The 12925-nt window shown below is 39.4% G+C and carries 17 protein-coding genes and 1 tRNA gene; 10 read left to right on the top strand and 8 right to left on the bottom strand.

The window, feature by feature from the left end:
• The first annotated feature begins 31 nt into the window (after positions 1–31).
• The 3 genes from SYN7502_RS03225 (at position 32) to rpsR (ending at position 1701) form a co-directional block, all read left to right on the top strand.
• Positions 32–1207, top strand: a complete 1176-nt coding sequence (locus SYN7502_RS03225; RefSeq protein WP_015167458.1) for a DUF4350 domain-containing protein — start codon at positions 32–34, stop codon at positions 1205–1207.
• Positions 1208–1291: 84 nt separating this feature from the next.
• Positions 1292–1480 (top strand): 50S ribosomal protein L33, encoded by a 189-nt coding sequence (rpmG, locus tag SYN7502_RS18690; RefSeq protein WP_015167457.1) that lies wholly within the window; start codon positions 1292–1294, stop codon positions 1478–1480.
• A 5-nt stretch (positions 1481–1485) separates the two neighbouring features.
• Positions 1486–1701 carry a 30S ribosomal protein S18 gene (rpsR, locus tag SYN7502_RS03220; RefSeq protein ID WP_015167456.1) on the top strand — a complete coding sequence of 72 codons (216 nt, stop codon included), beginning with the start codon at positions 1486–1488 and terminating at the stop codon, positions 1699–1701.
• Positions 1702–1709: 8 nt separating this feature from the next.
• Here the strand turns inward: rpsR and SYN7502_RS03215 are convergent, their stop codons facing one another.
• Positions 1710–1979, bottom strand: coding sequence for a MoaD/ThiS family protein (locus SYN7502_RS03215; protein ID WP_015167455.1), 270 nt, complete (start codon positions 1977–1979; stop codon positions 1710–1712).
• A 154-nt stretch (positions 1980–2133) separates the two neighbouring features.
• Between SYN7502_RS03215 and SYN7502_RS03210 the strand changes: the two genes are divergently transcribed.
• The 4 genes from SYN7502_RS03210 (at position 2134) to SYN7502_RS03195 (ending at position 6641) form a co-directional block, all read left to right on the top strand.
• Positions 2134–3063, top strand: coding sequence for a bifunctional riboflavin kinase/FAD synthetase (locus tag SYN7502_RS03210; RefSeq protein ID WP_015167454.1), 930 nt, complete (start codon positions 2134–2136; stop codon positions 3061–3063).
• Between the two features lie 142 nt (positions 3064–3205).
• A complete protein-coding gene (locus tag SYN7502_RS03205; RefSeq protein WP_015167453.1) occupies positions 3206–5953 on the top strand; it encodes a DNA methyltransferase in 2748 nt (915 codons plus the stop codon).
• A 47-nt stretch (positions 5954–6000) separates the two neighbouring features.
• On the top strand, positions 6001–6240 hold the full coding sequence (locus SYN7502_RS03200) for a DUF2281 domain-containing protein (protein WP_015167452.1): 240 nt from the start codon (positions 6001–6003) through the stop codon (positions 6238–6240).
• Positions 6237–6641, top strand: coding sequence for a type II toxin-antitoxin system VapC family toxin (locus tag SYN7502_RS03195; protein WP_015167451.1), 405 nt, complete (start codon positions 6237–6239; stop codon positions 6639–6641). The genes SYN7502_RS03200 and SYN7502_RS03195 overlap by 4 nt, the downstream gene beginning before the upstream one ends.
• Before the next feature lie 45 nt (positions 6642–6686).
• Here the strand turns inward: SYN7502_RS03195 and tumE are convergent, their stop codons facing one another.
• The 7 genes from tumE to SYN7502_RS03160 all read right to left on the bottom strand — a co-directional run bounded on the left by tumE (position 6687) and on the right by SYN7502_RS03160 (position 10663).
• Positions 6687–7094, bottom strand: a complete 408-nt coding sequence (tumE, locus tag SYN7502_RS03190; protein WP_015167450.1) for a toxin TumE — start codon at positions 7092–7094, stop codon at positions 6687–6689.
• The gene (gene tumA / locus SYN7502_RS03185; protein ID WP_015167449.1) at positions 7084–7314 is read right to left on the bottom strand and encodes an antitoxin TumA; all 231 of its coding nucleotides are present in this window, start codon (positions 7312–7314) and stop codon (positions 7084–7086) included. The genes tumE and tumA overlap by 11 nt, the downstream gene beginning before the upstream one ends.
• A gap of 108 nt (positions 7315–7422) precedes the next feature.
• Positions 7423–7752 (bottom strand): helix-turn-helix domain-containing protein, encoded by a 330-nt coding sequence (locus SYN7502_RS03180; protein ID WP_015167448.1) that lies wholly within the window; start codon positions 7750–7752, stop codon positions 7423–7425.
• A gap of 13 nt (positions 7753–7765) precedes the next feature.
• Positions 7766–7888, bottom strand: a complete 123-nt coding sequence (locus SYN7502_RS20855; RefSeq protein ID WP_246828960.1) for a hypothetical protein — start codon at positions 7886–7888, stop codon at positions 7766–7768.
• Positions 7889–8222: 334 nt separating this feature from the next.
• Complete coding sequence (locus SYN7502_RS03170; RefSeq protein ID WP_015167446.1) at positions 8223–9704, bottom strand: phosphoglucomutase/phosphomannomutase family protein; 1482 nt, start codon at positions 9702–9704, stop codon at positions 8223–8225.
• A 67-nt stretch (positions 9705–9771) separates the two neighbouring features.
• Positions 9772–10533: a bifunctional demethylmenaquinone methyltransferase/2-methoxy-6-polyprenyl-1,4-benzoquinol methylase UbiE gene (gene ubiE / locus SYN7502_RS03165; RefSeq protein ID WP_015167445.1), complete on the bottom strand. Its 762-nt coding sequence runs from the start codon at positions 10531–10533 to the stop codon at positions 9772–9774.
• 45 nt (positions 10534–10578) lie between these two features.
• A tRNA-Ser gene (locus SYN7502_RS03160) sits at positions 10579–10663 on the bottom strand.
• 89 nt (positions 10664–10752) lie between these two features.
• Here SYN7502_RS03160 and SYN7502_RS03155 point away from each other — a divergent pair.
• The 3 genes from SYN7502_RS03155 to SYN7502_RS03145 are packed head-to-tail and all read left to right on the top strand — an operon-like array spanning position 10753 to position 12771.
• Positions 10753–11139, top strand: coding sequence for an Npun_F0494 family protein (locus tag SYN7502_RS03155; protein ID WP_015167444.1), 387 nt, complete (start codon positions 10753–10755; stop codon positions 11137–11139).
• Positions 11140–11176: 37 nt separating this feature from the next.
• Positions 11177–11407 carry a hypothetical protein gene (locus SYN7502_RS03150; RefSeq protein ID WP_015167443.1) on the top strand — a complete coding sequence of 77 codons (231 nt, stop codon included), beginning with the start codon at positions 11177–11179 and terminating at the stop codon, positions 11405–11407.
• Between the two features lie 20 nt (positions 11408–11427).
• Positions 11428–12771, top strand: a complete 1344-nt coding sequence (locus SYN7502_RS03145; RefSeq protein ID WP_015167442.1) for an anthranilate synthase component I — start codon at positions 11428–11430, stop codon at positions 12769–12771.
• Positions 12772–12925 lie beyond the last annotated feature (154 nt).

The following is a 12925-nucleotide window of genomic DNA, read 5'->3' as shown; positions in this document are numbered from 1 at the left end:
TCTCCTGATACCTAGATACCTAATACCTAGTATGCTTAAGAAGTTTCGCAAAAAATGGGTAGCTGTAATAGCGATCGCCGTAGTAATTTTACTAACTGTGATTGTCCCTCCTAACCGTAGTCAAGTTTTAGCGGGTTCTACCTATAATCGTTCCCCCAGTGGCTATGGAGCTTGGTATGAGTTTATGACAGCCCAAGGCATAAAAATTGAGCGATGGCAAAAACCTTTACAAAAACTTAAGCGCAACTCTCCTATAACCTTAATCCGCATTAAGCCAGAAATAGAAAGTGTTAGCTATGCCGAGTTAGAGTGGCTAAACAAAGGTAATAACTTAGTAATTTTGGGGGTAAGTGCTAAAACCACGCAGGCTCCTTTTAGTGAATTAATTTCCAGTAAAGTTGGTAATGTCAAAATCGAAACAACCCGCCGTAGAGGTGATTCTCGCTTGCCTCAACCAAAGGAAAATCGACCAGATGAAAAGTTGGCTTTAGGTAATATTAAGTCCCTAGCACAAGCAGACGGCATTCTCCCACAGACAAACCTATTAGATGATGAATTTGGGATCATAGTGTGGAAAAAGGAAAGCCAAGGTACATTTATTGCTTCTGTTACTCCTTACCTCGCTGCCAATGCCTATCAAAATGAAGAGGGAAACTTTAAGTTTTTAGCCAGTTTATTATCTAACTTAGATAACTCAAGTGATATTCCAATTTATGTGGATGAGTATATTCATGGCTATAAAGATCAAAATGCCGATGAAAATTTGGAAGGGGTAAAAAGTTGGATTGACTACTTAATATCAACACCTCTATTTGTGGGCATAGTTCAGGCATTTGTAGTTTTAGTAATATTTATCATCGCTAATAATCGTCGATTTGGCGCACCAATCGCTCCAGAGTCAGTATCTATAAATAATAGTCAGGCATATATAGAGGCTCTTTCATCAATTCTGCAAAAAGCACAAAGACATGAATTTGTGTGGCAGGCGATCGCTAAGGCAGAGCAGAAAAAACTGAGACAAAAACTTGGTATCTCTCCGCAAGAGGATCAAGAGGCTTTGGTCAAAGCTTGGGTGCAACAAACGGGAGGATCACCTGCGGAAATCGAAAGTTTACTCAATCCACCGAAGACAAAAATTAATACTCAACAGTTACTAATCTGGCTTCAGAATTGGCAAAATATTATTACATCTGCTAAAAACCTATAATCACAATTGCAGATTTAATTGAACCGTGATAGAGTGTTAGACCGTGCTTTCAAATAATTAAGATCAAAAATTTAGGCTAAAACAATGGCTAAAGGCGTTCGTATTATCATCACCTTAGAATGCACCGAGTGTCGCACCAATATTGACAAGCGATCGCCCGGCGTTTCTCGCTACACCACCACCAAAAATCGTCGTAACGACACAGGAAGAATAGAGCTTAAAAAGTTCTGTACTCACTGCAATAAACATACTGTACATAAGGAAATCAAGTAATTATCATGGCTTTTTTTCGTAAAAGACTCTCTCCAATTAAACCTACAGCCCTCATTGACTACAAGGATGTAGATTTGCTGCGTAAGTTTATTACCGAAAGAGGAAAAATTTTACCTCGACGCATCACAGGTTTAACTGCTCAACAACAACGAGATTTAACCAAAGCAATCAAACAAGCACGGGCGATCGCCTTACTCCCATTCTTAAATCAAGAAGCTTAATTTTGCCCCTAACCTCCACTCACGGGGGGGATTAGAGCTACTTCGTCCCCATCATGGAGCAATGTGGTTTCGTCAACAAAGTTAAGGTTAATAGCATACCTTGTTACTGCTCTCCACTGCTCAAGCACAGGATGGGCGGTAGCTAATTTTTCATAAACTAGAGACACTGGACTATGCTGTGGTATGTCTAGGTAGATTTCTGGCTGAGAAATTACTTCTTGAAAAGCTGCAAATAGTTTGACATTGACTGTAATTTGATCAGAAATTAAATTAGACATTTGATATTAGTTTTAGGAATTAGTTAGATTTGAAATTTAGTTATCAATACTAGATTTAGTCTAGCTACATTAATAAAAATAAATTTAAAATAAAGCTAATAAGCGCAATAATCTGCAAACTGACGTGACAAGGACAGCAAGAAAACACTAGAAAATGGTGTTACTAATTTCTGATATTCAACAAATTACTGTACCTACAGCGATCGCTTTGGGTAATTTTGACGGCTTGCACCGAGGACATCAACGGGTAATTGCCCCTGTTTTAGCGAATCCCAGTCTAGTACCTACGGTTGTTACCTTTGATCCCCATCCTCAAGAGTTTTTTAGTAAAATTCCCCGCCTTTTATTAACCCCATTACCCGAAAAAGCCGCATATCTGGAAAAACTAGGGATTAAACAGCTAGTATTATTACCTTTTACAGCAAAATTGGCGCAACTCAGCCCTAAGGAATTTATAGACCAAATTTTAATTAATCAACTTCATGCCCAGGAAGTAAGTGTGGGCTTTAATTTTAGGTTTGGCTATCAGCGTGCGGGTTCAGTGGCAGATTTGGCGGAAATTTGGGGAGATCGCCTAGATATTATTTCTGAGCAGGTAATGTTTAATGGTGTTCGTATTAGTAGTTCAACCATTCGTGAGGCATTAGCAATGGGTGATGTCAGTCGTGCTAGTTATCTGCTAGGACGTAACTATATCCTGACTGGAACCGTAATTACTGGGCAAAAACTGGGAAGAACTATTGGATTCCCAACGGCAAATATTCAAACCCATCCCCAAAAATTTCTGCCGAGAGATGGAGTTTATGCGGTACGAGTAACTAATAATTTAACAGGTGATTTAATTGCTCCGACTATAAATGAAGTGAATGGAGTTATGAATATTGGTATTCGACCTACGATCGCTAATTCAGAAAATCCAAATCAACGGGCGATCGAGATACATATCTTTAATTGGCAGGGAGACTTATATGGCAGTGAAATCAATGTAGAGATCATAAAATTCCTGCGTCCAGAACGGAAGTTTGCGAATTTAGATCAGCTAAAAGCCCAGATTAAAGCGGACTGTGAGCAAGCAGTTCTTTAGTTAGCTAATATTTAGGCTATAAGCAGAGATTTTTCAAGTTCTTGTTTGTTGATTAGAGGTGGGTGTAAGTTCGTTATAAATGTCCTAGAAAGTGAATGTTAGTATAAAGATTAGCTAAGATTTTAATTCAAGATTTCCAGATATGCCGCTAAGTTGGAATGAGATTAAGCAAAGAGCGATCGCCTTTTCTAAGAAGTGGGAGGATGAATCTTCAGAAGATGCCGAGGCAAAATCTTTTTGGGATGACTTTTTTAATGTGTTTGGTATCTCTCGGCGGCGGGTGGCAACCTTTGAGCATTCAGTAAAGAAATTAGACAAAAAGCAGGGATTTATCGATCTGCTCTGGAAAGGGGTGATTTTAGTTGAGCATAAATCACGGGGTAAGAGCTTAGATAAAGCATTTCAACAGGCAAAAGACTATTTTTCGGGATTGAAGGAGCATGAGTTACCGAAATATATTTTGGTGTCGGATTTTCAGAAATTCAGACTTTACGATTTAGAGAGTGACACTACTACAGAGTTTGAGTTACAGGACTTTGTTAGTCATGTGCATCTGTTCGGCTTCATTGCGGGATATGAGAAACGGGTTTATAAGGATGAAGATCCTGTCAATATTGCGGCGGCAGAGTTGATGGGCAAGCTGCACGATCGCCTTAAGGAGATTGGCTACACGGGGCATGACTTAGAGGTGTATCTGGTGCGGCTGTTGTTTTGTATGTTTGCTGATGATACGGGGATTTTTAATAAGGGGATTTTCTGGGAATATATCGATCTGCATACGAAGGAAGATGGCAGTGATTTGGCAATGCATATTGCTTCGATTTTTCATGTTTTGAATACGCCAAATGAACGTCGCTTAAAGAATTTAGATGAGAATTTGGCGCAGTTTCCCTATGTGAATGGGAAGTTATTTGAGGAGCCATTGCAACCTGCGGCGTTTGATAAGCCGATGCGCGAGATGTTGCTTGAGGCTTGTGGATTTGATTGGGGTAAGATTTCCCCTGCAATTTTTGGGTCGATGTTTCAGGCGGTGATGAATCAGACAGAACGGCGAAATTTGGGAGCACATTACACTTCTGAGAAGAATATCCAAAAGTTGATTAGACCGCTTTTTCTGGATGATCTTTATGCGGAGTTTGAGAAGGCTAAGGGTAGTAAAGGCAAATTAGAGGAGTTACATAACAAGATTGCAAATTTGCATTTTCTCGATCCTGCTTGTGGTTGCGGTAATTTTTTGATTATTACTTATCGAGAGTTGCGCGATTTAGAGATTTTGATTTTGTTGGAGTTGAATAAGAGTGGACAGTTGGTGACGGATGTTAGCTCAATTATTCAAGTAGATGTGGATCAGTTTGCGGGGATTGAGTATGATGAGTTTGCGGTGCGGGTTGCTGAGGTGGCGATGTGGTTAATCGACCATCAGATGAATGTGAAGGTGAGTAATGAGTTTGGGCAGTATTTTGTGCGGTTGCCTTTGAAGAAGGCGGCGAAAATTGTGCATGGTAATTCGTTGCGGATTGATTGGGAGTCTGTTGTTTCAAAAGAGAAGTTAAATTTCATTTTAGGTAATCCTCCATTTGTCGGAAAACATTTACAAAATGCTGCTCAGAAAGCAGATATGGAGGTGATCTTTGCTGGGGTAAATGGTGCGGGTGTATTGGACTATGTAACGCCTTGGTATATCAAGACTGCTCAGCTAATTCAAGATACAGATATTCGTTGTGCTTTTGTTAGTACAAGTTCAATTTCTCAAGGTGAGCAAGTCGGGATTCTCTGGCAAGAACTTTACAACCAATACAAAATTAAGATTCATTTTGCTCATCGTACTTTTAGATGGAGTAATGAGGCAAAAGGTAATGCGGCTGTGCATTGTGTAATCATTGGCTTTGGGTTACAGAATGTTGATAACAAGAGGCTTTTTGAGTATGTAGATATTAAAGGCGAACCAACAGAGAGAAAAGCGAAAAATATTAATCCATACTTAACTGAAGGAAATGATTTAATCATTTTAAAAAGAGGTAAGCCGATTTGTAATGTGCCTGAAATGCTCAAAGGTAGCCAACCTACTGATGGTGGTAATCTCTTGCTAACTGATGAAGATAAAAATCAATATACTTATCAAGAGCAATCTGGTACAAAATTTATTCGACCTTTTATTTCAGCAGATGAATTTCTAAATGGAAAAACTCGCTGGTGCTTTTGGCTTACAGATATTCAACCAAATGAGTTAAAGAAATTACCATTACTGATGGAGCGAGTAAACAAGGTTCGTCAAATGCGCCTATCGAGTACCAAGCAAGCGACAGTAAAGTGGGCAGATTTTCCTACAGTATTCACCGAAAATAGACAGCCTAATAGTAACTATGTACTCGTACCAAGGGTTTCATCAGAAAATCGAAAATATATTCCAATGGGATTTTTTGATAGCAAAGCGATCGCTAGTGATACCTGTATTACTATTCCAAATGGTGATCTGTATATTTTTGGTGTTCTCACTTCTGAAATGCACATGACTTGGGTTAAGTATGTCTGTGGAAGACTAAAAAGTGATTTTCGCTATTCCAATACAATCGTTTACAACAACTATCCATTCCCTGAAACTACAAATGATAAACAAAAGCAAAAAGTAGAAACTGCCGCACAAGCAGTATTAGACATAAGAGCAAAATATCCCGATAGCAGCCTCGCCGATCTTTACGATCCTCTTACTATGCCGCCCGACTTGGTAAAGGCACATCAAGCCCTAGACAAAGCCGTAGACCTTTGTTATCGTCCCCAACCCTTCGTTAGTGAACTAAACCGCATTGAATATTTATTCAGTCTCTATGAAGCCCTAAATGCGCCATTGCTCAAAGTCGAGAAGAAAAAACGGGTTAAGAGAAAAGAATGAAGAAAATTAGTTTTCTAATCATCTAACAATTAAACGGAATCAAAACCATGCAAACACTACCTAAAATCGAAGAAACGTTAATCGCAGTCATCAAAACCTTACCAACCGAAAAACAGCAAGCACTATTAGAATTTGCCGAATTTTTGCAAGCCAAAACAGCCTCTAAATCCCCAAGCAAAAGCATCAAAGGCTTATGGGCAAATGCAGATATTAACCTCACAGAAGAAGAACTCTCCACAAATAGAAAAGAAATGTGGGCAAATTTCCCTAAGGATATTGAACTATGAGCGCTGTTGTTGCTGACACCCACACAATTATTTGGTATCTGCGAAGTCCAGAGAAATTGTCAATAAATGCAGTGAATGCTCTTGATAATGCTTTGAACAATAGCGAATCAATTTTTATATCTGCAATTTCTCTTGTGGAAATGAATTATTTAGTTGAGAAAAATCGAATTCCCTCAATTTCGCTAGAGCAGCTTTTACAACTAATAGACGATCCACTTGTGAACTTATTTGTAGTTCCACTAGATACGCCAGTAGCCAAAGCTTTTACTCAAATCCCACGTGAAATTGTCCCAGAAATGGGCGATCGCATTATTGCCGCAACTTCTCTATATCTTAATCTGCCTCTAGTTACCAAAGACCATAAAATCAGTAACTTATCCAATATTCAGACAATTTGGTAGCTTTAAAAGCAGATGTGGTTAAATAATCGCCTGATATAGCGATCGCTAATTTGTATCATTACTTTCAACTTCCTTAAGAAAAGCGATCGCATCTTGAATGACCGTCGCAATACTTGGCTGATTACAAGAAATTACTCGATCTGCCAAATGCTTGTGGTGAGGGAAACTCGACAAACTAGGGAAATGGGGCGTATTGTCATAGCGAAAAATCAAATTGTTCTGTCCATCTTGGAAATGATAGCGATAATCAATCGCCGTAATTTGATTATCTACAACAACTAAAGCCTCACTGATAGAAAGCAAATATTTGAAATAAAAACGCAATCGAAGTTTCAGGTTAGCTCGCTCACTAGATAAAATTGTGGCATTGTAATTCTCTACATAGACATTAGGATAAGCTTCCAAAACTTGATCTATTTGATCGAAATAATCCCTAAAACTATTACGCGACATTTCTTAACTTAATCTCTAATTCTTGGCGTAAAGCTAGATAATGACGGTAATTACTTGCCCAATCAAATGCGTCTTCATCATCGCTTGTTTTCCCCTGTTGATATTGTAAAAAAAAGTCGGCAGAATCAGTTTGATATTTAATCTCATAACTGTATAACTGCTTAGTCAAAGCTACTAAAGCATCCAGAGGTGATGTATATTCAGTAATTTGTTTACGCATGACAATAACCAAGCTAAGCAATACTGGGAATTATACCTATAATATTCAAACAATTTGTTAGCTTTAAAAGTAGATGTAGTTAAACGATCGCCTGATATAGCGATCACTTTACTTATCGACAACCAGAGTACGAGCCTGAGAACGTGATTTAGACTTATCTTTCACTACAATTTCCACATCACGACCTAGAGAATTTAAAAATCTAAACAACCTTACAGTCGAAAAGCCTGATAACTTGCCATTGATTAGAGCTGACATCTTAGGCTGATCAATTCCCAATAGTTTAGCCGCTTCAACTTGAGTTATTCCTAACTTAGTAATGATACTACTGATTTTATAAGCAAGTTCTGCTTTGACCAGCAACTCATCAGAATTCTCTAATCCCAAATCAGCAAACACATTACCACTACTTTTTTGTACCTTAATTTCTTCTGTCATTTTGCACCTTTCTTTATTTCTTGTTGTAATGCTCAGAGTAATGTTCTTTAGCTCGTTTTAGCCTTACTTCAATCAAATCCATATCTTGCTTTGGAGTGGCAATACCCTGTTTCGATTTCTTCTGAAAGGAATGCAAAACATAAACAACATCAGTAAATTTGATCGTATAAACTGCCCGATAAGTATCTCCATCAAATCTTCTACCATTTCTACAACACCAGCACCTTTAAAACCTTTAAGTGGCTTAGCAGCAGGATGTTTATCTCCACATTGCGCGATATACAGAGCATAACCAACCACTTGCTGAACCTCGTCTGGGAAATCTTTTAAATCATCTAGGGAACTTCCAATCCACTCAACAGGCTTCAAAAATAAACTACTCACATTACAAATATGCCAAGACTAGCATATTACAGAAAATTAAGAACCTAAATTAAAGCTTCAAAGGTAAATGTAGTTAAACCGCAAATCTATACCACTACTTTCACCCAATCGCTAATCCACCCTAGGGTTTGTTTAACCAATTCTGGAGTAGCTGCTTCACAATAAAGCCGCAAAACTGGTTCCGTTCCACTAAAACGAATTAAAAGCCAACTGGCATCTTCTAGCTCAAATTTAAATCCATCTACAGTATTGATGCTGATAACTTTTCTCCCATTAATTTCTATGAATGGTTCAGTTTGGAGAATTTGCAGAACTTTTTTACTATCTTCGCTACTGGCTAAATGTTTATCAATGCGATCATAGTAAGATTTATATCCTGTTTGGGTTTGCAGGTTGTCATATATGGTACTCAGGTCTTGCTTGGAGATAGCGATCGCTTCTAGTAAATACAAAGCTGAAAGTAAAGCATCCCGTTCTGGAATATGAGTACCGTAACCAATCCCCCCAGATTCTTCGCCACCGAGTAAGGGTTTAGCAATCCCTGATAACATTCTTTCGGCAATATATTTATAGCCAATGGGAGTTTCAAAAACTGGGAGATTATGGAGGGCTGCGACTTTAGGGATCAGATTCAATCCACTAATGGTTTTAATCACTTCGCCCGTAAATCCCCTACGCTTTGCTAAGTGATCGATCAAGATCGGAATCAGAATTTGCGAACTTAAGAAATTACCTGTACTATCCACCGCCGCAATGCGATCGCCATCCCCATCAAACACGAAGCCTACGGATAACTTAGGAGAAGATTGATCAGGATTAGCAAAATGAAAACTTCTCACCTTACGAAATAGAGCTGAAAGGTAACGGGGTAAAGGCTCAGGGGCAGAGCCACCAAATGTCGGATCGGATTTGCTATTAATTTCGCGAATAGGTAGTTCTAAAATTTTGGCTAAACCACCTGCCGCCGCTCCATACATTGGGTCAGCAAAAACCGTTAATTCCCCTGATGAAATTAAATTTTGAATTGCCTGAATATCCACAAGCGATCGCAGCACCTGACAATAGCTTTCCCAAGGATCAAAAACTGTGATTTTACCTGTATTAACTTGGGGCAGAGTTAAACCAGCATCTAATTTCCGCTCGACTTGTTTCGTTAAATCTGGGGATACGGAACCACCGAAGGCTCCTTTAATCTTTAAGCCACTGTAACCTGCGGGATTATGGCTAGCAGTAATTACCAAAGCACCTAAAGCCTTTTGACTGAAAGCTGCCCAACTAAAAGCGGGAGTGGGGGCAAATCCTTGAGATAACTGCACATCAAAGCCAACCGCAGCAACTTTTTTAGCAATATATTGAGCAAATTCTGGGGATAAAAAGCGGCGATCGTAACCTATGATAATGGTCTTACTGGGATGATTGGAGTGAAAATAATTGCCAAAGCTATCTGCCAAAGCCTGTGCTGCTAAGGGTGCAACGGTTCCTAATCTTTTAAAGGTAAATTCATCGGCAATCAAACCTCGCCAACCATCGGTACCGAAGCGAATTGGAGGCTCTGCATGGGTGGACATAGATAAAAATTAAAAGTTAGGGCTATCAAAATTTACCATAAACCACCCTAACCCCAGACCCATAGAATTATTTGGTTAAAACTAAAATTCCCATTAGTCCCGCCAGAATTGGATAGTGAGTTGCTTTTGAGAAGCCAGATGCGATCGCTAGTTTTACCTGATCTGAACCGATGGGAAATCTTTGCAAACTCGGCATTAAATAGGCGTATTCCTGTTCCAGATTCCATAGTTTAGCAATGGGAACCACCAAATTATTTAAATAAAATTGTTGAAATTGCTGTGTTTGGGGATTGGACGGACGGTGAAAATCTAAAATTGCCACAACAGCCTTAGGCTTAAGAACTCGATATAATTCAGCTAAACATTTGGGAATATCAAGGACATTGCGTAAGCCATAGGATAGGGTAGCACCATCAAAGGTCTGATCTGGAAATTCTAAATGTAAAGCATCTCCCTGTTGCCAAGTTAAGTAGGGTTGCAGATGGGGTAAAGATTGGGTACGGTGGCAGGCGATCGCTAGTTGAGATTCGGAAAAGTCCACCCCAAATACCTGTCCAGTGTGATTTTTATTGGCTATTTTGCGTGCCAACATCATTGCCACATCCCCACTACCACAACAAAGGTCTAGGTATGTATCTCCTGCTTTGGGATTTGTCCAAGCGATCGCCATTTTCTTCCAAACTCGATGCTGCCCTAAACTCAACCAGTCATTGAGGCGGTCATACATGGGGGCAATTTGATTAAAAAGCTCTTGTACTTCTTGTTGAGACGGTTGTTGAGACAGTTGTTGAGAAGTTTGCTCGGAAGATGCGACGAAATCGGAGATCATGATGATGAGGATGATGCTACAAGGCGCAATAATAAAAAGTAAAAACGGAGAGGGAGGGATTTGAACCCTCGATAGCTTTCACCATAACAGTTTTCGAGACTGCCGCATTCAACCACTCTGCCACCTCTCCCGATGGATAGAACTTGAGTTTAGCATTAGTTGCTTCTCAGAAATTCAAGAAAATCTGGGATAATTAGCATTAATAACCAACAATTTGTAATGAAGTATTCCCCAGCTAGTATCGTCAGGGCAGAAAAAGCTATAGTGTCTTCGCCATTTACCCTAAAACTATTAAGTGATTTATCCAATCAAGGGGTGTCATTAAAAGCGATCGCTGCCGAAGAAGGCTTAAAAAATGGCTACCTAACCAAATTTGCTAATTTAATTACCGTAGAAAATTCCCTGCTGTGGCTAATTGATGTGGGTGTATTACGGCGAGAAGTCGATGGTCAAGGTATTACGGATAGCTTTCGCCTAACCCCCCTCGGTTATGAAATCTTGGCAAAATGGCAACCACAGAAACCTATTGCGACTTGGAGCGATCGCTTTGAAAATTTATTTAATCAATCCATGCGTTTTTTTTCAGGAATTTTCTCACTAATTTAAACTGTCAAATTTAACTGTCAAATAAACTATTAAAATTATGATTACAGATTTGGAATATTTAACTCATAGTGAAGGCAAACTAACTGCGGTAGCAATACCTATAGAGCTTTGGCGACAACTTTTACCCAACGAAAATGCCGATCTAGATAAGGTCAGTAATGCGATCAAGGACTATTACTTAAGTTATTACTTAAATAAAGCTATGGACAAAGGAAAGCAAAGTCCTACCCATGAGCGCACCGAAGCTCTCCATTTTTTAGAGGACTAAATAAGCAGGTACTTGATACATTGATCTATTGGCAAAAGCAAATATCCAAGCTCACTGGTTCTGACGTATGGCAAGCATTATTTGCTCATGAATCAGTTACAACCCTGCTAGAAAGCCCATCACAGGTTCTATCTAAAACGTCTCGCTATTCCATCCTAGGGGCAAAACCACAAAGCATCTGGACTCCACCCTTGGGTAAAATTCTCAGTTGCGTAGAGAAAATACAACAGGAAATACAAACAGAGAGTACATACTCAAGTAATCCCGATGATTTACCTTTTATCGGCGGTTATTTAGGCTGGCTTGGCTACGACTTAGCATGGGAAATTGAGAAATTACCTCATCTCAGAGCAGATACTCTACCGTTTCCTGTGGCTTTTTGGTACCAACCTGGTAATTTTGCCGTAATCGATCATTTAACTAATGCGGTGTGGCTAGGGGCAGATTCTAAAGGTGATTTAGAGGCAATGGGCGATCGCCTATCTAATTATCAAATATCTAATAAAAATCTGGTTTCTACAGCCTCATCTATTCAATCATCTATTCAGTTCTGTACGGATCAAAGCGACTATATAGCGATGGTAGAACAGGCACAGCAGCACATCCAAGCAGGTGATATTTTTCAGGCAAATTTATCTTTACGATTTTTCTTTGATACTACTACCGATGGTTGGGATATATATAAGCAATTACACCAACTTAATCCTTCCCCCTTTGCTAGTTATTGGCGCAGCCCCTGGGGAGAAGTAATTAGTGTTTCTCCTGAAAGATTAGTGAGTTTACAAGGCGATCGCATTGAATCTCGACCGATTGCTGGTACCCGTCCCCGTGGAGTCACCCCTGAATTGGATCGCCTCTATGCCCAAGAACTAATGGCATCAACCAAAGAGCAGGCAGAACATATCATGCTGGTAGATTTGGAACGTAATGATTTAGGTAGAGTTTCTAATTGGGGTACGGTGCAGGTTAATGAATTGCTAGCGATCGAAAACTATAGTCATGTTATGCACTTAGTTAGTAATGTCATCGGCACACTTAGTCCTAATTTTAATAATGTTGATTTAATTCGGGCAGTATTCCCCGGTGGCACAATTACAGGCTGTCCCAAAGTACGATGTATGGAAATAATTGAGAGTCTAGAACCCGTGCGTCGTAGTCTTTTCTATGGTTCCTGTGGCTACATAGATAGTCGAGGTAATTTGGACTTGAATATCTTAATTCGGACTTTACTCAAGTGCAATAATCGCCTGTGGGGACAAGTGGGAGCAGGAATTGTTGCTGATAGTATGGCAGAAACGGAATGGCTAGAATCTTTACAAAAGGCAAAGGCAGCTTTTTCGGTTCTTACTAAGAGACAGTCATAAAAAACAAACTTTAAGACATCTTGACAAAGATACTTACCCCAAAGCCTCATTTTGGCAGAGCCATCAAAAAGGTAAGCCCTTGAATTCCAATTGAAATTAATGTTAAAGTTGCAGAGCTTAATAGGAGCTTGCTTTGAGTTAATCACCGATTCCC

The sequence above is a fragment of the Synechococcus sp. PCC 7502 genome, assembly GCF_000317085.1.
In the GTDB taxonomy this organism is placed as follows: Bacteria; Cyanobacteriota; Cyanobacteriia; order Pseudanabaenales; family Pseudanabaenaceae; genus PCC-7502.
The sequence above is the reverse complement of the archived record's forward strand: the minus strand, read 5'-3'. Positions and strand labels throughout refer to the sequence as shown.